General features: G+C 62.6%; 15 protein-coding genes. 11 read left to right on the forward strand and 4 right to left on the reverse strand.

The window, feature by feature from the left end:
• The first annotated feature begins 62 nt into the window (after positions 1 to 62).
• Positions 63 to 1,211 (forward strand): patatin-like phospholipase family protein, encoded by a 1,149-nt coding sequence (locus ACSSU5_RS17065; protein WP_264309881.1) that lies wholly within the window; start codon positions 63 to 65, stop codon positions 1,209 to 1,211.
• Between the two features lie 116 nt (positions 1,212 to 1,327).
• Here ACSSU5_RS17065 and ACSSU5_RS17070 read toward each other — a convergent pair whose 3' ends face one another.
• Both ACSSU5_RS17070 and ACSSU5_RS17075 read right to left on the reverse strand, forming a co-directional pair.
• Entirely contained in the window at positions 1,328 to 2,071 is a 744-nt protein-coding gene (locus ACSSU5_RS17070) for an MlaA family lipoprotein (protein ID WP_492561329.1), read from the reverse strand.
• A 73-nt stretch (positions 2,072 to 2,144) separates the two neighbouring features.
• A complete protein-coding gene (locus tag ACSSU5_RS17075) occupies positions 2,145 to 3,443 on the reverse strand; it encodes a serine/threonine protein kinase (RefSeq protein WP_264309878.1) in 1,299 nt (432 codons plus the stop codon).
• Positions 3,444 to 3,634: 191 nt separating this feature from the next.
• On the opposite strand from ACSSU5_RS17075, the gene ACSSU5_RS17080 reads away from it, so the two are divergent.
• Positions 3,635 to 4,003: a hypothetical protein gene (locus ACSSU5_RS17080; RefSeq protein WP_264309877.1), complete on the forward strand. Its 369-nt coding sequence runs from the start codon at positions 3,635 to 3,637 to the stop codon at positions 4,001 to 4,003.
• Between the two features lie 38 nt (positions 4,004 to 4,041).
• Here ACSSU5_RS17080 and ACSSU5_RS17085 read toward each other — a convergent pair whose 3' ends face one another.
• Positions 4,042 to 5,607: a glycoside hydrolase family 17 protein gene (locus ACSSU5_RS17085; RefSeq protein WP_264309876.1), complete on the reverse strand. Its 1,566-nt coding sequence runs from the start codon at positions 5,605 to 5,607 to the stop codon at positions 4,042 to 4,044.
• Between the two features lie 196 nt (positions 5,608 to 5,803).
• Between ACSSU5_RS17085 and ACSSU5_RS17090 the strand changes: the two genes are divergently transcribed.
• The 9 genes from ACSSU5_RS17090 to ACSSU5_RS17130 all read left to right on the forward strand — a co-directional run bounded on the left by ACSSU5_RS17090 (position 5,804) and on the right by ACSSU5_RS17130 (position 18,090).
• A complete protein-coding gene (locus ACSSU5_RS17090) occupies positions 5,804 to 6,664 on the forward strand; it encodes a glycine betaine ABC transporter substrate-binding protein (RefSeq protein WP_264309875.1) in 861 nt (286 codons plus the stop codon).
• Between the two features lie 251 nt (positions 6,665 to 6,915).
• The gene (locus tag ACSSU5_RS17095; RefSeq protein WP_264309874.1) at positions 6,916 to 7,227 is read left to right on the forward strand and encodes a DUF485 domain-containing protein; all 312 of its coding nucleotides are present in this window, start codon (positions 6,916 to 6,918) and stop codon (positions 7,225 to 7,227) included.
• Positions 7,224 to 8,888, forward strand: a complete 1,665-nt coding sequence (locus ACSSU5_RS17100; RefSeq protein WP_264309873.1) for a cation acetate symporter — start codon at positions 7,224 to 7,226, stop codon at positions 8,886 to 8,888. Before ACSSU5_RS17095 ends, ACSSU5_RS17100 begins: the two co-directional genes overlap by 4 nt.
• A gap of 194 nt (positions 8,889 to 9,082) precedes the next feature.
• Positions 9,083 to 9,562, forward strand: coding sequence for a CS1 type fimbrial major subunit (locus ACSSU5_RS17105; RefSeq protein WP_492559334.1), 480 nt, complete (start codon positions 9,083 to 9,085; stop codon positions 9,560 to 9,562).
• A 149-nt stretch (positions 9,563 to 9,711) separates the two neighbouring features.
• Positions 9,712 to 12,165 carry a CS1-pili formation C-terminal domain-containing protein gene (locus ACSSU5_RS17110; protein ID WP_492559335.1) on the forward strand — a complete coding sequence of 818 codons (2,454 nt, stop codon included), beginning with the start codon at positions 9,712 to 9,714 and terminating at the stop codon, positions 12,163 to 12,165.
• A 137-nt stretch (positions 12,166 to 12,302) separates the two neighbouring features.
• Positions 12,303 to 13,040: a molecular chaperone gene (locus ACSSU5_RS17115; RefSeq protein WP_492559336.1), complete on the forward strand. Its 738-nt coding sequence runs from the start codon at positions 12,303 to 12,305 to the stop codon at positions 13,038 to 13,040.
• A complete protein-coding gene (locus tag ACSSU5_RS17120) occupies positions 13,037 to 14,224 on the forward strand; it encodes a hypothetical protein (RefSeq protein WP_492559337.1) in 1,188 nt (395 codons plus the stop codon). The genes ACSSU5_RS17115 and ACSSU5_RS17120 overlap by 4 nt, the downstream gene beginning before the upstream one ends.
• 26 nt (positions 14,225 to 14,250) lie before the next feature.
• Positions 14,251 to 14,877: a response regulator transcription factor gene (locus ACSSU5_RS17125; protein WP_264309868.1), complete on the forward strand. Its 627-nt coding sequence runs from the start codon at positions 14,251 to 14,253 to the stop codon at positions 14,875 to 14,877.
• A gap of 12 nt (positions 14,878 to 14,889) precedes the next feature.
• Positions 14,890 to 18,090, forward strand: coding sequence for a transporter substrate-binding domain-containing protein (locus ACSSU5_RS17130; RefSeq protein WP_492559338.1), 3,201 nt, complete (start codon positions 14,890 to 14,892; stop codon positions 18,088 to 18,090).
• Here ACSSU5_RS17130 and ACSSU5_RS17135 read toward each other — a convergent pair.
• Positions 18,073 to 18,225, reverse strand: a complete 153-nt coding sequence (locus ACSSU5_RS17135) for a DUF3309 family protein (RefSeq protein WP_003252624.1) — start codon at positions 18,223 to 18,225, stop codon at positions 18,073 to 18,075. The two genes, ACSSU5_RS17130 and ACSSU5_RS17135, sit on opposite strands and share 18 nt — an antisense overlap.
• Positions 18,226 to 18,313 lie beyond the last annotated feature (88 nt).

Genomic DNA, 18,313 nt, shown 5'->3' on the forward strand with positions numbered 1-18,313 from the left:
CCTGTGGGCGCGGGCTTGCCCCGCGAAGAGGCCGGGCCAGCCGATAACCTAGGGAGCAATACATGGCACCCGCCCCAGTAACTGGCCTGATTCTCTCTGGCGGCGGCGCCCGTGCCGCCTATCAGGTCGGCGTATTGGCCGGCATTGCCGAGTTGCTGCCACCCGGCGCACCCAACCCCTTTCCGGTCATTGTCGGCACGTCGGCCGGCGCCATCAATGCGGTCACCCTCGCCAGCGGCGCTACCCGCTTCACTGAAACCGTGCGCAACCTCACTGCGTTCTGGCAGAACTTTCGCAGCCACCTGGTGCTGCGCAGCGACTGGCCGGGGGTGATACGCCAGGCCAGCCGCTTCGTCAGCCATAGCCTGCTGGGCCTGGGGGGCCACGCGCCAGTGGCGCTGCTCGACAGCAGCCCCTTGCGCGGCCTGTTGCAGGCGCACCTGGACCTGGATGGCATCGGCCACGCCCTGGCCACCGAACAACTGCGCGCCGTCGCGGTGACTGCATTCGGCTACGAGTCCGGGCAGGCTGTGACCTTCTACCAGGGCCGCGGCACCATTGAAGCCTGGTTGCGCCACCGCCGTATCGGCGTACCCACGCCGTTGACCATCGATCACCTGCTGGCCAGTGCGGCGATCCCGCTGTTGTTCGCGCCGGTCAGGCTGGGTGATGAATACTACGGTGACGGCGCGGTTCGCCAGTCGGCACCGATCAGCCCGGCGTTGCACCTGGGGGCCAGCCGGGTGCTGGTGGTCGGGGTCAGCGGCAACCCGCAGCGGCCATCGCCACCTTTGCCAACCCAGCGTGTGTTCAGTGGGCAGCAGCCGAGCCTGGCGCAGATCGGTGGGCACATGCTCAACAGCACCTTTATCGACAGCCTGGAGGATGACATCGAGCTGCTCCAGCGCCTCAATCACCTGAGCCATTTGCTGCCTGCCCACCTCGATGCACGGCGCTTGGGGCTCGCGCCGGTGGACGTCCTGGTGGTGGCGCCCAGCCAGCCGCTGGACGAAATCGCGGCACGCCACCGGCGTGAATTGCCGGCGGCGTTGCGGTTGTTCTTGCGCGGGCCGGGGGCGACGCGGACCAGTGGGGCGGGGGTGTTGAGCTATCTGCTGTTCGAGGCGAGTTATTGCAGTGAGCTGATCGAGCTGGGGCGGCGCGATGCTCTGGTCAAGCGGCGGGAGCTGGAGCAGTTTCTGGGGATTTGAGCCCACCTGTGCTGGCCTCTTCGCGGGCAAGCCCGCTCCCACAAGTCCCCCACTGCCCTCAGACCCAATGATATCCCTGTGGGAGCGGGCTTGCCCGCGAAGAAGCCGGCAGCTATTTACTCAGCAATCTGCAGCTTACGCGCCTGGGTATACACATACCGCACCTTCTCATACTCGAATGGCGAGTTGAGCTGGCCATAGCGGAAGTTGGTGGTGTAGCGCTTGTCCACTACCCGCAGGGCAAAGATTTCCGGGTGGTCGGTACTGGCTTCGGCGACATTCAGGAAGTTGACCGCTTGCTCGCCCGCATAATCCACCACCAGCCCGGTGGTATCACGCAGGTTCGATGGCCCCAGCACCGGCAGCATCAGGAATGGCCCGTCTGGCACGCCGTAAAAGCCCAGGGTCTGGCCGAAGTCTTCGCTCTGCCGGGGCAGGCCCATCTTGGTGGCTGGGTCCCACAGCCCACCCACGCCGATCAGGGTGTTGAACATCAACCGCGCGGTGATTTCTGCCGAGCGCTTGGCCTTGAGTTGCAACACACTGTTGAACAGGTTTGGCACATCACCCAGGTTGTTGAAGAAGTTGCTCACCCCGGTTCGCACGAAACGCGGTGTTACATATTGATAGCCGCTCACCACCGGCAGCAGCACCCATTGGTCGAGGCGGTAGTTGAAGTGGTAGATGCGCCGGTTGATCGATTCCAGTGGGTCGTAGACGTTCAGCGCCTCCAGGGTGGAACGTTCGAATTCGCGTTGGTCCAGGCCTGGGTTGAATTTCAGTGCACGCAGCGGGTCGAGGAAGCCATCGGGCTCCGGTGCCAGCGGCGCGGCGGTGACCTGCGGGTCGGCCTCGATCACGCTGGCCCGCGGTGCGGTCTCTGCGGCCAGGGCGTTGCCAGCGACGAGCAGGGCAGTGGCGAAGAGGAGTTTGTTAACCACGGAAGAACTCCAGCATGGCGTCGCTGTTGACGCGGTAATTGAGGTTGCCGCAATGGCCGCCATGGGGGTAAAGGGTCAGGCGATCGCCGAACACCTTGCGCAAGAAACCGATATCGCCCGGGCCGAGGATGACGTCGTCGGCGTTGTGCATCACGGCGATCTTGGGGCTGTCGCGCAGGTAGTCTTCCAGCGCATACAGGCTGACCTGGTTGACCAGTTGCAGGATGCTGTTGCCATCGGTGCGGGCGCGCCACATGGGGATCACCTGCTCGGTCATGTAGCAGTCGAAGTCGCACTGCAGGGCCCGCTTGAAGAACGGCGTGAGGCTGCTGCCCTCCGTGATCGGAAACTTCGGCGGAATGATCAGGCCACGGCGGTTGATCAGGTCGGAGGTAAAGGCGATGTCAGCGGCCGAGAAGCGGAACGACGTGCCGATCAGCATGGCCATCTGCTCGTTGGACAGGTGCTGGCGCGACTGCTGGAAGTCGTACAGCAGGGCTTCGTTGAGGTCGATATAGCCCTTGTCCTGGAAGTAACGGGTCAGCTTGCTCAGCATCAGTTCGTAGAACGTGGTGCTGCGGTCGATGCCCTTGACCTGGGTCTGCACCAGTTTGTCGAGGTTGTTGATCGAGGTGTACAGGTTGACCGGCGGGTTGAGCAGCAGCACGCGCTTGAAGTTGAAGCTGCGCCGGGTTTCGTCCAGGTGGCTGACAAACGCTGCGTCCAGCGCGCCGAGGCTGTAGCCGGTGAGGTAGAAGTCGCTGATTGGCAGGCGTGGGTGCTGGGCACGCACGGCCTGCATCACCCGGTACATGTCTTCGGCGTCTTCCTGGCTGATGCCCGGGGTGGCGAAGCGCGAGGCCGCACTTATGAAGTCGTAGCTGGTGGGCGAGGACAGTTGCACCACGTGGTAGCCGGCCTGGTAGTACAGCTTTTTCAGGTATTCGTTGATGCTGCTCGAATACGGCGCACCGGTGCCGGCGATTAGAAAGATGAGCGGCGCTTCGCGGTCCTGGCGGGCCAGGCGGTACTTGAGCTTTTTCACTGACCAGAAGTTGTCGGGCAAGGTGAATTCACGTTCGGGGCGCAGGTTGAGGCTGTAGTCGGCCTGGTTGATTTCATCGTCGCTGGGCAAGGTCGGGCGTTGCTCTGGCGGCGTGGTGGCGATGGTTGCCTCGAACGGGTTGGTCAAGGGGTAGCCATAGCTCGCGGCGTCGATGTCCCGCGCCGAAGCGGCCACAGCCATGAGCAGGCCGCCGAGCAGGGCAGCGAGGCGCAAAGATCGAAGCATGTAATCCCCCAAAAGAAACACAAGGTGGTGCAGTGTGCGAGCTAGGACCACGGCTGCATGGGCAAAGTTGCCAGATGCGCTGGCCTTTGCTGTGCTCGTTATCTGCAACATAGCTGCAGGATTGTGATTTTGCCTTAGAACAGGCCTTGGGCGATCATGCACGATTTCGATTACCGCTATTGGAGAACTGGATGTCTCGTTCGCTGCCGGTCATTGCCCTGCTGCTGTTCCTGCCCTTGTGGCTGGCCGCCAGCTATGGCGTGCGTTATGGGCTGATGGAGGATGCGCAGTGGGTGGGGCTGTGCGCGGCGCCTGGGGCGTATTGGCAGTGCCAGGTGAGAGCGCTGCTGGGGCTCGGTATCCACTTTCAGGTGATCGCCTGGGGAGGGCTCGGCCTGGCGCTGTTGGCGCAGGTGGTTGCAGGACGGGTTGGCTGGTGGCTGGCAGGCTTGGCGCTGGTGTTCGCGATACCGGCGTTGGTTTTGTATACCGCAAGCATCGCGGTGTTTGCTGTGGTGCTGGCGGGGTTGCGCCTGGTGCGGCAACCGCAGCGCGGCTGACAGGGGCTGCGATGGGCCGCACAGCGGCCCCAGTGATATCAACCCGTGCGCAGTCTCAAACTCCGCCACAGCGCCGCAGTCATCAACACACTTACCACCGCCCAGCCCCAGGCTTGCTGGTTCTCCAGCCCTTCCAGGTACAGCTGCGGCGCCACCCCCGCCCCCACGATAAACGCCAGCAACCCCACTTCGGCCCGTCGTGCCAGCACCGGCCGCACCAGGTAAACCACCGCCGGCAACGCCAGTGCAGCCGTGGGGAAACTGCGATAACGCGGGTCGAACACCAGCGCCAGCATGCTCACCGCCGCCGCAAAGCCCGCCGCGAGCAACAGCCAGCCCGCACGCACCTCAAGCCAGGCGAACAGCCGCTCACGCCACCCTTCACGGCGTGCCAGCGCCAACGCAGCGTGGGCCAGCACCAACAGGTTGAGCCCCACCAGCAGCCCGGCCCACAGCCATTCGCCGGCGAAGCGTGCATGGCTGCGCATCAGCTCGCCCCACAACCCCAGGCAGCCCGCACCGAACGCCGCCAGCACCGGCAACAGCAGGGCCGCGACGGTAGTCGCGGGGCGCCCGGCCAGCAGTAGCACAACCAGCATCAACGCCGCGCTGGCCAGCAGCCACTGCGGCCAGTAGTGCAGGTTGCTGACCGGCCCTTCGAGCACGCCCTTGTCCTGCCGGTCGGCGTCGTAAAGCCCCCAATAGCCGCCCACGGCGCCTTCACTGGTGCGTTTCCAAGGCTGGTCGAATGCCTCGATCAGGTTGTACTGCCAGCCATTGTGTTCGGCCAGGCTGACGAAGCCGCGGATGAAGCGCGCTTCGTTGGCGCGGCTGGGCACGGCGGTTTCCCGCTGACGGCCTTCGCTGGGCCAGCCGGTCTCGCCGATCAAAATGCCCTTGGGCGCAAAGCGCGTACCGAATACGCGGCGCACGTCGGCGACGTGGGCCAGGGCATCGTCAATGCCGCGCGGGTCGTCTTCCCAGTAAGGCAGCAGGTGAATGGTCAGGAAGTCGACCTCCGGGGCCACCTGTGGATGCTGCAGCCAGAACTCCCAGACGTCGGCATACGTGACCGGTACCGTGACCTGGCGTTTGACCTTGGCGATCAACCCGGCCAGGCGCGTGCCGGTGACCTCCTTGCGCAGCAGCGCCTCGTTGCCGACGATCACCGCGCTGACCACATCGGGGTAGGCGTTGGCGGCGGCGATCAGCAAGTCCACTTCCTTTTCGGTGTCCACCGGGTTGGCGTTGACCCAGGCGCCGAGCATCACCTTCAGGCCATGCTTGCGTGCCAGCAGCGGGATCGCCTCAAGCCCGCTCATCGAGTAGGTGCGAATGCACTGAAAGCGTTCAGCCAGCAAGGCCAGGTCGGCGTCCATGCGCGCCGGGCGCAGGCGCAACGGTTGGTCGAAGGGCGACTGATCCTTGTCGAACGGTGTGTACGAAGCACACTGCAGTTTATGCGTGGGGCTGGCCGCATCGGGCAGGTGTACCGGCTTGCCAAGCCCGTACCAGAGCGCCCCCAGCCCAATCAGGGCAAGCAGGCAGGCTAACAGGTACAGGGGGCGGTGCAGGCGGGCAGGGCTGGGCATCGGGCGGTCCATCGTCAGGCGCAAAAGGGTAGATAGTAGCCCGGCGCCAATCCTTTGGCATGCAAGGATCGCGCAGACTGGCGTGAGCCGATGACGCTAATGGCACAGTGCTGTCGCACATGAGTGGTTACAGGTCGTACACGGAGCAGGTCGCTGTTTGTTGCAGGAAGATGATGCAATCTCCGAGACCTGACGAGGGGATGCTTTGATGGCGACTTTGAAGAAAGTGCGACGTTTCCTGGGTGTGGGCACCGCCCTGGTAATGGCCATGAGCGCTGCACAGGCAATGGCCAAAGAAGTAAGCATTGGTTACGTGGATGGTTGGTCCGACAGCGTGGCGACCACTAACGTGGCCGCCGAAGTGATCAAGCAGAAACTCGGCTACGACGTGAAGCTGCAAGCCGTGGCCACGGGCATCATGTGGCAGGGCGTGGCGACCGGCAAGCTCGATGCGATGTTGTCGGCCTGGCTGCCGGTAACCCACGGCGAGTACTGGACCAAGAACAAGGACAACGTGGTTGATTACGGTGCCAACTTCAAGGATGCCAAGATCGGCCTGATCGTGCCTGAGTACGTGAAGGCTGCGAGTATCGCCGACCTCAAGACCGACACCAGCTTCAAGCAGAAGATCGTTGGCATCGATGCCGGCTCAGGGGTCATGCTCAAGACCGATCAGGCCATCAAGGACTACGACCTGACGGGTTACAAGCTGCAGGCCAGTTCCGGCGCCGCGATGACGGCCGAGCTGGGCCGTGCCTATGCCAAGCAGCAGTCGATTGCTGTGACCGGTTGGGTACCGCACTGGATGTTCGCCAAGTGGAAGCTGAAGTTCCTCGAAGACCCGAAAGGTGTGTATGGCGCGGCTGAAACCGTCAACAGCATCGGCAGCAAAGAGTTGGCGACCAAGGCGCCGGAAGTGGCGGAATTCCTCAAGAAGTTCAGCTGGCAGTCCAAGGACGAGATTGGCGAGGTGATGCTGGCGATTCAGGAAGGTGCCAAGCCTGAAGCGGCGGCCAAGGATTGGGTGGCCAAGCATCCGGACCGGGTCAAAGAGTGGACCGGTAAGTAACTGATTTAGTGTTTCCAAAGCGGGGCCGCTTGGCGGCCCTCTCGCGACACAAGGCCGCTCCTACAGGCGTTACGCAATTCCCTGTAGAAGCGGCCTTGTGTCGCGAGAGGGCTGCAAAGCAGCCCCGCTTTGTTACTTAATCGGTAAAACACTGTTGCATCTAAGACTAAGGTCGTCTGGTTGGCGTCCAGCGGCAGCATAAAGTGAGGGTGTGGGTTTCATCCCCTATCTGTGCTGCTAGGACAAAAACAATGAACGACAGCATTTACCTCTCGATACAAAACAGCCCGCGCTTCAAGGAGCTGGTTACCAAACGCGAACGGTTCGCCTGGATTCTCTCGGCGATCATGCTCGGCCTGTACTGCGCCTTCATTCTCCTGATCGCCTACGGTCCTCATCTGCTGGGCACCAAGCTCAGCCCTGAGTCGTCGATTACCTGGGGCATTCCCCTGGGCGTCGGCCTGATCGTTTCGGCATTCGTCCTGACCGCCATCTACGTGCGCCGCGCCAACGGCGAGTTCGATGAGCTGAACAAGGCCATCCTCAAGGAGGCGCAACAATGATTCGCCACGCCAAAGCCCTGGCCGTACTGGCCTGCGGCGTTTTCGCACCCGCCGTGTGGGCCGCCGATGCCCTGACCGGCGAGGTGCAGAAACAGCCGCTTAACGTGTCTGCGATCGCCATGTTCGTGGCCTTCGTCGCCTTCACCCTCGGCATCACCTACTGGGCTTCCAAACGCAACAAGTCGGCGGCGGACTACTACGCTGCCGGGGGCAAGATCACAGGCTTCCAGAACGGCCTGGCGATTGCCGGTGACTACATGTCGGCTGCCTCGTTCCTGGGTATTTCCGCCCTGGTGTTCACCTCGGGCTACGACGGCCTGATCTACTCGATCGGTTTTCTGGTCGGCTGGCCGATCATCCTCTTCCTGATCGCCGAACGCCTGCGCAACCTGGGCAAATACACCTTCGCCGACGTGGCTTCGTACCGCCTCGGGCAGAAGGAAATCCGCACCCTGTCGGCGTCCGGTTCGCTGGTCGTGGTGGCGTTCTACTTGATCGCGCAGATGGTCGGCGCTGGTAAGCTGATCGAGCTGCTGTTCGGCCTCGACTACCACGTGGCGGTGATCCTGGTCGGCATCTTGATGTGCCTGTACGTCCTGTTTGGCGGCATGCTCGCCACCACCTGGGTACAGATCATCAAGGCCGTGCTGCTGCTGTCCGGTGCCAGCTTCATGGCGCTGATGGTGATGAAGCACGTCAACTTCGACTTCAACACCCTGTTCTCCGAGGCGATCAAGGTGCACGCCAAAGGCGAGGCGATCATGAGCCCGGGCGGCCTGGTCAAGGACCCGATCTCGGCCTTCTCGCTGGGCCTTGCGCTGATGTTCGGTACCGCTGGCCTGCCGCACATCCTGATGCGCTTCTTCACCGTCAGCGACGCCAAGGAAGCGCGCAAGAGCGTGCTCTATGCCACAGGCTTCATCGGTTACTTCTACATCCTGACCTTCATCATCGGCTTTGGCGCGATCCTGCTGGTCAGCACCAACCCGGAGTTCAAGGACGCCGCAGGCGCCCTGCTGGGCGGCAACAACATGGCGGCGGTGCACCTGGCCAATGCCGTGGGTGGCAGCGTGTTCCTCGGCTTCATCTCGGCGGTGGCCTTCGCCACCATCCTGGCGGTGGTTGCTGGCCTGACCCTGGCCGGTGCCTCGGCGGTGTCCCATGACCTGTATGCCAGTGTATGGCGCAAGGGCAAGGCCAACGACAAGGACGAGATCCGCGTGTCGAAGATCACCACCATCGCCCTGGGCGTGCTGGCGATCGGCCTGGGGATTCTGTTCGAGAAGCAGAACATCGCCTTCATGGTCGGCTTGGCATTCTCGATTGCTGCCAGCTGCAACTTCCCGGTACTGCTGCTTTCGATGTACTGGAAGAAACTGACCACCCGCGGCGCCATGATCGGTGGCTGGCTGGGCCTGGTGAGTGCAGTGGGCCTGATGATCCTTGGCCCGACCATCTGGGTGCAGATCCTCGGTCACGAGAAGGCGATCTACCCGTACGAGTACCCGGCGCTGTTCTCGATGCTGATTGCCTTCGTCGGTATCTGGTTCTTCTCGGTCACCGACAAGTCCAAGGCGGCTGAGAATGAACGTGCGCTGTTCTTCCCGCAGTTTGTGCGTTCGCAGACTGGCTTGGGGGCGAGTGGGGCGGTTTCTCACTAACGTTTGAGCAGTTGAGCACAACGCCCCGCCTGTCGGGGCGTTGTCATGTCTGGGTGACTGCACTTTCACGCCGCTGGGAAATTTCCCAAGCCCGCTCGGAACGGTCCTGGTCATCTCGACGGCTCGACGCTGAATAATCTCCTTGCTCGCCGGGAAACCCCAGCAGGCATTAGCCTTTCAAGGAGATCAGATTCGTGAAACGTTCGTTACTTGCCCTTCCTCTGGCCATGGTATTTACCGGTGCTGCCTTTGCCATCGACCCGATCGAGAAACAGGTGCTGGTTACCGCTGTTGTGCCAACGGCGGCGTTCTATGTCGAGCCCATTGGCAGCGATTGGATGAATGATCCGCAAGAGCTGCCTTGGAACCCGACGAAATCCAGCTTTGGCGAGATCCGCCATCAGTTGCAAGCCAAAAGCACCGTTGGGCCGATTACAGGCTACCTGCTGAATGCACCCATCATCACCAGCGGCCTGGATGCCATCGACCTGAACGTCAAAGTCGGCAAGACCGACCTGCAAACCACGCCGAATGAAATCCTGACTGCCGCCCAGGCCCTGCCCGGTGCGGTCATGGACTTCGTGATTACCGCCAAGACGCCTGCTACCGGGGGCTACATCCCCGGCAACTACCAAGGCTTGGTCAGCATGATGTTCGAAACCGCCGCACCCTGATCTACCCGCCAAAGCACGCCTTTTCATCCCATGTGTCCAACCCTGCCCGCAAGCCTGTCATTGGGCGGGGGAGGGCATTGCTTGCAGGCAGGGTCATGAGCAAATTCTCCCCTTTTTTTTCAACAGGCGGCGCGTTGCTGGCCGCCCTCATGAGCGCGTACTCCATCAGCGCCGCAGGCGATGCATTACCCGCAACGCTCGGCACACTGGCCCAGGCCCAGGGGCTGCCTCGCGAGTTTGAAGCACACTTTTTCGACGTGCCCCTGGCCGTGCGCGTTGAGCTCGACGGCCGTTTTCTGGGCGATGCCATGGTGGTGCTGAGTCGGGATGAGCGTGTGCAGTTGCTGGAGTTCACAGATATTCAAGACAGTCGTGAGCCCGTCGCCGTACGTCGGCGCTGGCAGGCACGCCTGGCAGAAGACCGACCGCTTGGCGACTGCCAGGCCGACTGCGCAGAGGGCTTGCGCGCGATTCACTACAGCCTGGTCAATTCGCAACTCTCCGTGCTGACCTCCGATGCCGAACAAAAGGGGGCGGCGAGCCTCTATCACGGCCTGCCGGAACACGGCAGCTACGGCCTACTCCTGCGAAATCAGCTCAATCTGGTCGGCAATGGCAGTGAAACCAGCGGGCGCTATGCCGTGCAGGGGCAGGGTAGCCTGGGCAATTGGACAACCTTGGCTGATGCCCAGCTCGATCGTGGCAGCGATCAACGCGAGGGTACCCGCTACCGTCTGGATCAGCTCTATGCCGAGCGGCTGGTCGACGAGCATTTTTATCGCTTGGGCTACTTTACGCCGAGCGCCCAAGGCCTTACCCGGCAACCGCGCCTGCTTGGCAATAGCCCCGATACCACCCTGGGGCTCATGTTCGGCAGCAGTGACAGTTTGCTGGTGGACAGCGGCCAGGCAAGTTCCACGCCGGTTTACGTCACGCCCAATCGTCAGGGCATCGCCGAGATTTACCGCAATGGCGTGCTGATCAATAGCCAGCCGGTTCAGCCAGGCTTGCAGACCCTCGACACCCGTGTGCTGCCTGGCGGCATCTATCAGGTCGAAGTGCGCCTGATAGAAGACGGCCAGGAAACGTCGCGAAGCGAAGCATTCATCTACAAGCCCTCGAATTGGGGCAACAGCCAGAGCCGCTGGCGATACAACCTTTTCCTTGGCCAGCAGACCAGTGCCTTGAGCAACTGGGACGACGAGCACGATGACAGCCTTAGCGGTGGCGTCATGTTCAATTACCTGGTGCACCCGCGTGCGGTGGTCGGCGTGTCGGCCCAGCAAGTCGATGAGGCGATGCAGTACGCCACGTCACTGGACTGGGATGTACGCGACCGCCTGAAACTGTACGCCAACCTCAACCAGACCCCGGGCCTGGGCAATGGCTACGACCTGCAGGGTATCTTCAACCATGACGCAGGTTCGATGGTGTTCAGCCATAGCCGTGCCTGGACGTTCCCCAGCCACAGCGTGCGCGGCCCGCTGGCGCGCCAGGAGGAAATCAGCCAGACGTCACTGTCGCTCAGCCACCGTGTGACCTCGCGCAGCACTGCCACCTTGCGTCTGTCGCACAGCACGGGTGCGGCCAGCGGCTTGGGTGTCGACCTTGGTTGGACGCAGTTCGGCAAGCTGGCAGGTTCGGATGCCAACTGGCGCTTTTCGCTTTTCGACCGCCCCGGCACCGCCAGCACCGGCGAGGCCCGCAATCGCGGCGTCAACCTGAGCGTGAGCATGAGCCTGGGTAGCCCAGGCCGGCGTTTGGCCGCCACCTTGGGCAGCCGCACCTCGCGCGATGGCGGGCGCGATCAGAATGTCTCGGTCGCCTATCAGCAGGATGTGGATTACGGCGCGCTGCGCACCCTGGGGGCCACAGCCAGTGTTGACCGCTATGGCACAGGCATTGGTGCAAATGCGCAGTTCGAAAGCCGCCAGCTCAATGGTGATGCTTATGGCCAGACCTCCTCCTACAACGGTGAGCTCAGTGCCGGCCTCAACCTGCAGAGCGTGGTCGCATTGGGCGCCGGCAAACTGGCAGCCAGCGGGCAGTTTCTTGCCCACGAAGCGGGGCTGATCGTCGATGTGGAATCCGATATCGACGGGCTGGAATTACGCGCTGATGACTTCCAGGGCATGAGCGCAAGCTTGCGCCCCGGGCGCAACGTGCTGCCCGTCATGCCCTACCGGCCGGGCCATGTGCAGGTGGACTTTCGCGACAGCCATGCACCATCGGCCGTGATCCAGCCCAACGGTTTCGAGTACCACCTCAACCGCGGCGGCATTGAATACCGCCAGTTGCGGGTGATGCGCACGGTCACGGTGCTCGGGCGCCTGCTCGATAACGACGGCGCGGGCATCAGCGGTGCACAGGTGATCAACCACGCCAGCCGCAGTGTGACCGAAGCCGACGGTTACTTCACCGTGGAGATGAGCGAGTCCACACCAGTGCTCGAAGTACGCCTGGCTGGCCAGGCCGTTTGCCTGCTGAGCCTGCAGCCTGAGCGGCTGACCCGGGAAAGCGATGTCCTGTTGGCCGGTGACCAGCGCTGTCGCTCCGAGAGCTTGGCCGGAACTGGTACCTCCCGGCAGGGCAGTGGCTCATGAGGGCAATTTGTCGGGAAAACGCTGTAGGAAATGTCTGCATTAGCACTGGGAAGCGTACTGAAGTTTCTGGACCCGGTTTTTGTGTGCTTTCAACGGCTAATACTGTTTGGCTATCTCGCGAAGAACAAGGAGTCAGGATGATCAGATGTCTCTGTTGCACAGTAGTGATGGCATTGCTGTTGCCGCTGCAACTACAGGCTGCGCCCGAGCTGAATATCGGCGGCCTGTACGATTACATCGACGCGGGCAAGAGCACGTTGCTCAAGCGCGTGCGCAATGGTGGCGACACCACCGCTTTCGTCAAGGTCAGCGCCGCAGAGCTGGTGTATGACGAAGAGGGCACGGCACGTGAAATCAGCCTGGAATCGCTGCCGCTGGAACAGCGCGGCCTGGTGGTAAGCCCTGCACGGCTTATCGTGCCGGCGCGCGGGTTGCAGTCGGTGCGGTTGTTGTACCGTGGGGCGCGCGACCGCGAGCGGTATTTCCGCGTGCGTTTTATTCCGGTGCTGCCGGAGGTCAATGACGGCTTCACAGTAGATGAGGCCGAGGTAGACGCTTACCGCAATAGCCTGAAGGCCGGGGTCAACTTGCTGGCCGGCTATGGCTCGTTACTGTTCGTGCGGCCGGCTGATACTCGCTTTGCGACCAGTGCCCAAGCTGAGGGGGGCAAGTTGACCGTCGTTAACAAAGGCAACAGCACCTTGGTGCTCGATCATTTTCGTGTATGTCAGGCGGGGAATGGACAGTGCGAGCAGGCCACCAAGCACCACTTGCTGCCGGGGCGCACCCGGCAGTTCGAGGCGGAACAGGGTCGGGTCTTCCACTTCGAGCTGCAGGAAGGCGAGCGGCGCCAGCAGATGACGGTGCAAGGATGAGCAGGGCCGCAGGTTTACGTGCTCGACGGCTATGGCTGGCGGCTGTGCTCGTCCTCGCCGCGCCGGTGCAGGCACTGGAGGTTACGCTCAGTGCGCAGTATCGCGGTGAGAGCTCGGCGCAGTTTGAACACACTACGCCACCAGCTTCCGCGTGTGCGATTTTACCTACCATGTGCAGGAACAAGTTATCGGTCACGTTGCCTGTCACTTACACCAAACTCACCCAGGTCACGACTGTACCGCGTGAGAACTTCTATGTCAGAACGCCAGCGCCTAAGCAGGTGGACATCTACCACGATCAGTCTGGCGAAACACATCAAGTTCAGCTCAACTTTCCGACCATTTCGCAACGGGTCGCGAGCCCCCGCAGGGACCGTAATCCTGCTGCTACTCCGTACAGAGCAGGGGGCGACTGCCAAGTTCAGAGTGGAGCGTGGATCTCCCAAACTGAATTTCTCACGCGGTGGAATATGCCGCGTGCTCCGGGGGAATGCTGGACTCGAGCTCAGTCGAGCATTGTGGGCCAGCGAGAAACAGTTACCACGTCGGAACTCAGTGTTGTTTATACCCTCGGCCTGCCACCCCCTTATAGGCTCAAGCCTGGCATCTACCGCGGCAGTGTCACCTACACCCTAGGCGCCGGGGGCGATTTCGACTTCGGCAATGACGTGACTGCGCTGAACAGTAACGACATCACCGTCAATATCGTCATCGACGTGCAGCACAGTTTTCGGCTGGAATTCCCCCTCGGTTTCGACCACGCGGTGCTGGAGCCGCCAGGTGGCTGGGCCGCCTGGCTCGATGGCGGGCGAGTGCCGCCGCGGCTGTTCAACGACCTGTCGATGCGGCTGTGGTCGACAGGCCCGTTCAAAGTCTACAAACAGTGTGAATTCGATGTCGGCGATGGCTGCGGTATTCGCAACCGCCGTGGTGAGGAGGTTGCCCTGAAGGTGGCGATTACTATGCCGTATGGCGTCCTCTATCAAGGCTGGCAGTCGGTCACCAAAAAACCGCTGCCAACTGGGCGCGCTGCTGCATTGGGGCTCGAGGCATTTTTGCCGACAGCCAACGGCCCCAGCCAACTGCATTTTGAAGTGGCCCAGGCTGATCTGCGGCCCATGCTGGACCGCGCTGGCGAAAAGTACAGCGGCAAGGTCACCGTGATTTTCGATGCAGAAATCTAGGGCGCATTTGCCAGTAAGGAGGGGGCATGTACAAAGCAGTCGTGGTTGACGACCATCCCTTCATCCGCGCCACGGTCTGCATGCTGCTGCGTCAGGACCGCGTGGAGGTACTCGGCCAGGCCGACAATGGCATTGATGCGCTGCGCCTGGCGCGTGAGCAGGCGCCCGACCTGATCATTCTCGATATCGCCATGCCAGACCTCGACGGCCTGCAAGTGATCGCCCGGCTCAAAGCCTTGCAGCACCCAGGCAAGATCATCGTGTTGACTTCGTTGCTGCCAGAGGCCTATTCGCTGCGTTGCCTGCAGGCGGGCGCTGCGGGTTATGTGTCGAAAACCGATGACCTTGGCGAGCTGAGCAAGGCCGTGCGGGCAGTGCTCTCGGGTTATACCTACTTCCCCGAGGTGGCGCTCAGTTCGGTCAATTGCCAGGACCTGCGCACCAGCGAGGCGCAATGCATCGCCAGCCTCACCGACCGCGAACTGATGGTGCTGCAGTATCTGGCCCGTGGCCTGAGCAACAAAGTGATCGGCGAGGCCATGCTGCTGAGCAACAAGACCATCAGCACCTACAAGACCCGCCTGCTGGAAAAGCTCAGGCTCAGTTCGTTGATTGACCTGGCGGACTTCGCCCGTCGCAATCAACTCATCTAACCCAGTTTTCGCGTGCCGCTGCGTGCCTTACTGTTGGCGTTGGCCTGTGCTCTGCTGGCGTTCCCCTGTGCTCTGCTGGCGTTGCCCGTACAGCCCGCCCCGCAGTTGCATGCTCGGGCAACCCTGGACGGGCCCCGCCATGAACCCGACGATGCTGGCATACGCTGGTTGTGGCAGCGCAGGCAGTTGCGCCTGGGCGTATTGGCGCGGGACAACCCGCCGTTCGATATCCTCGGTACGGGCAATGCCTACGAAGGCATAACCGCCGATTATGCCGGGCTGCTGGGCGAACAGTTGAACCTGGACGTTCGCGTTCAAGTCTACGCGTCCTTCACCGAGGCGGCCGCAGCGCTGCGTGACGGCACGCTCGACCTGCTGGGGTCGGTGACCGCCCAGCAGGCCCAGAAAGCCGGCCTGCTGCTCTCGCGGCCCTACGCCCAGGACTGGCCCATGCTATTGGGCCAGGAAGCGCTGAGCAGCGAGCAGGTCGACAGTGCGCAGGGCTTCGACCTGGTGATGGTCGAGGGTTACCGCAACGCGCGACAGGTTCGCCAAACATACCCCCAGGCGCGTGTGCAACTGCACCCCTCGCCATTCAGCGCCCTGGCCACCCTCGCGCTGGGTCAGGCCGACCTGTATCTGGGCAATGGCCTGGTTGCACGCTACGTGCTGGGCCGCAGCCAGCTGGGTGGCGTCGAGGAGGTTGGCCACGCGGGCTTACCCCAGCAGGGTATCGGCTTTGCCATGTTCGATGGCGACACGCCGCTACCGCGCCTGGTGGATGCCGCCCTGGCCGGCCTGAGCGAGCGTCAGCACCTGGGTATCGAGCAACGCTGGAGCCCGGTTGCTGGCGCGGCGCACAAGCTCGAGCCCCTGCAGTTGACTGATGCTCAGCAGCGCTGGCTGCACGCCAACCCGGTCATCCGGGTAGGGGTGGATGAGCATTTGCTGCCCTTGAGTTTTACCGATGGCAAGGGGCAACTGCGAGGCCTGAGCCTTGATGTGCTGCAACTGATCAGCCGGCGTACCGGCCTGCAGTTTGAGGTGCAGGCCGGTGGCAAGCTGCAGCGCATGCTTGAACAACTGCAACAGGGGCAGGTCCAGTTGATTGCCGGGGTGCCGCGTAGTGCGGCACTGGAACGCCAGGTGAGCTTCAGCCGGGCCTACCTCAGTGCCTCGCGGGTGCTGGTGACGCGTGACAGCGCTGAGGCACCGACTCGCCTCGCGCAGTTGGCCGGCCAATCGCTTGCAGTGATTTGGGGCAGCGCGGTGCAGGAAGAACTCACCCGGCATCGCTCGCAGGTCGTGCCGCTGATAGTGCCCGGCCCGGTCCAAGCGCTGCATGCAGTGGCTCGCGGTCAGGCGGCTGCTGCCGTGCTGACATTCGATGATGCCCGGCCACTGATCGCCCGCTGGTATCCAGGGCGCCTGAAAATCAGCGCCAGCCTGCCCTTGCCACCTGCTCATTTTGCCCTGGCCAGCACGCACGGGGCGGTGGAGCTGCAGGGGATTCTCGACACAGCATTGCTCAGCCTCTCGCCGCGCGAAACCGACCTGCTGGTACGCCGCTGGCGCAACCCGATGATCGTCGCTGATGGCGCCTGGCCACGTTATCGGGCAAGCATTCTGCTCGGCTTTGGCACGGCCTTTTCATTACTGGGCCTGGCCCTGTTGTGGATCCGCTACCAGCGCCGCCAGCACGTGCAACTGCAGCAGGCCAAGCGCGAGGCCGAGGCCGCGAACCAGGCCAAGACCCAATTCCTTACCACCATGAGCCATGAAATCCGCACACCGCTGCATGCCGTGCAGGGCATGCTTGAACTGGCCCGGCGCAAGGCCGAGCAGGGCGTGCTCGACCACCTGGCTCTGGAAGTAGCCGATGACGCGGCGCGCGGCCTGCTGGAACTGATCGGTGACATCCTTGACATCACCCGCATCGAGTCGGGGCACCTGCACATGGCCCCGCAACGGGTGTGCCTGCGCGAGCAGGTGGTGCGGGTGCTGCAGTTGTTTGAACAGCAGGCACGCGGCAAGGGCCTGGAGCTGCGCTTGCACACCCTGGGTGAGGTGGACGCCCAGGTCATGCTGGACCCTTTGCGCTTCAAGCAGGTGCTGGCCAACCTGCTGAGCAATGCCATCAAGTTTACCGAACAGGGCGGGGTGACCGTCACGCTGTCGGCAACCCCCGCCGATGGCTACCTGGCGATGGCGCTGAAGGTGAGCGATACCGGTGTCGGTATCGACCCAGGCGAGCTGTCGCAGTTGGGCCAACCGTATCGCCAGGCCAGCAACCAGCAGCACTCACCGCGTTGTAGCACTGGCCTGGGCCTGGGCATCAGCCGCAGCTTGTGCGAGATGATGGGCGGCAGCCTACGCCTGCATAGCGTGCTGGGGCAGGGCACCGAAGTGGATGTGCGCCTGAGCGTGCCGCAGTTGAGTGCCGCGCACGCTATACCTGCCTGCGCTGGCGATGATGCCCGGTACTCGGTGATGCCGCTGCGCCTGCTGGTGGTCGATGATTACCCCGCCAATCGCCTGCTGCTGGCCCAGCAGCTGGATTATCTCGGGCACCAGGTGCGGGTCACCGAAGACGGTGCCCAGGCCTTGCGCTTATGGCTGGCCGAACACTTCGATGGGGTGATCAGCGACTGCAACATGCCCCGGCTCAATGGTTACGCCCTGGCCCGCGCTATCAGGGAGCACGAACGGCGCAGCGGCAGGCCACGCTGCCAGCTGATCGGCCTGACGGCCAGTGCCACCGAAGTGGAGCGCCAGCGCTGCCGTGCGGCGGGCATGGATGATTGCCTGTTCAAGCCCCTGGGGTTGGACAGCCTGGTTCAGGCATTGGCCCGTGCTCGGCCGGCGATGCTCGACCTCGTGCATATGCGACGGCTGGTGGCCAACGATGAACCGGCGTTACGCGCGTTGCTGGCCGACCTGCGTACCAGCACGCTGCAGGACCTGCAGCAGCTTGAGCAGTCAATGGCAAACCCAGCGGCTTTGGCCATGCTGGCGCATCGTATCAAAGGCGGCGCGCGCATTGCCCGGGCTAAGCGTGTGGTGGAGCTGTGCGAGCGGTTAGAGCGCAGCTGTAACGAAAAACCGCTCGCACGGGAGGGTGTGAAGAACGATGTGAAGGCATTGTGCGAAGCCATGGTGCAGCTGGAGCGGCAATTGGCTTTGTATGCCCTGCAGTCAAATCATGCCAAGTAACAACAACACCAGCAGAATCACCAACACCACGCCGATAATGCCGGAAGGGCCATAGCCCCAACTGCGCGAGTGTGGGAAGACGGGTAAGCCACCGATCAGCAGCAGGATCAGGATGATGATGAGGATCGTGGTCATGGCGGAGTCCTTGCGTGGTTAGGGGTCAAGGGCCTCGGACTGCTGGCCTCTTGTTAAATCGGACCAATGCGCTTGGCTAAAGATTCCA

This window comes from Pseudomonas sp. E1MeOHC2 (genome assembly GCF_058745025.1).

Coding starts and splice junctions, on each gene's coding strand:
- ACSSU5_RS17120 (WP_492559337.1), top strand. CDS start 13,037: ATGAGCAGGGCCGCAGGTTTACGTGCTCGACGGCTATGGCTGGCGGCT.
- ACSSU5_RS17110 (WP_492559335.1), top strand. CDS start 9,712: ATGAGCGCGTACTCCATCAGCGCCGCAGGCGATGCATTACCCGCAACG.
- ACSSU5_RS17135 (WP_003252624.1), bottom strand. CDS start 18,225: ATGACCACGATCCTCATCATCATCCTGATCCTGCTGCTGATCGGTGGC.
- ACSSU5_RS17090 (WP_264309875.1), top strand. CDS start 5,804: ATGGCGACTTTGAAGAAAGTGCGACGTTTCCTGGGTGTGGGCACCGCC.
- ACSSU5_RS17080 (WP_264309877.1), top strand. CDS start 3,635: ATGTCTCGTTCGCTGCCGGTCATTGCCCTGCTGCTGTTCCTGCCCTTG.
- ACSSU5_RS17115 (WP_492559336.1), top strand. CDS start 12,303: ATGATCAGATGTCTCTGTTGCACAGTAGTGATGGCATTGCTGTTGCCG.
- ACSSU5_RS17125 (WP_264309868.1), top strand. CDS start 14,251: ATGTACAAAGCAGTCGTGGTTGACGACCATCCCTTCATCCGCGCCACG.
- ACSSU5_RS17075 (WP_264309878.1), bottom strand. CDS start 3,443: ATGCTTCGATCTTTGCGCCTCGCTGCCCTGCTCGGCGGCCTGCTCATG.
- ACSSU5_RS17100 (WP_264309873.1), top strand. CDS start 7,224: ATGATTCGCCACGCCAAAGCCCTGGCCGTACTGGCCTGCGGCGTTTTC.
- ACSSU5_RS17085 (WP_264309876.1), bottom strand. CDS start 5,607: ATGGACCGCCCGATGCCCAGCCCTGCCCGCCTGCACCGCCCCCTGTAC.
- ACSSU5_RS17065 (WP_264309881.1), top strand. CDS start 63: ATGGCACCCGCCCCAGTAACTGGCCTGATTCTCTCTGGCGGCGGCGCC.
- ACSSU5_RS17095 (WP_264309874.1), top strand. CDS start 6,916: ATGAACGACAGCATTTACCTCTCGATACAAAACAGCCCGCGCTTCAAG.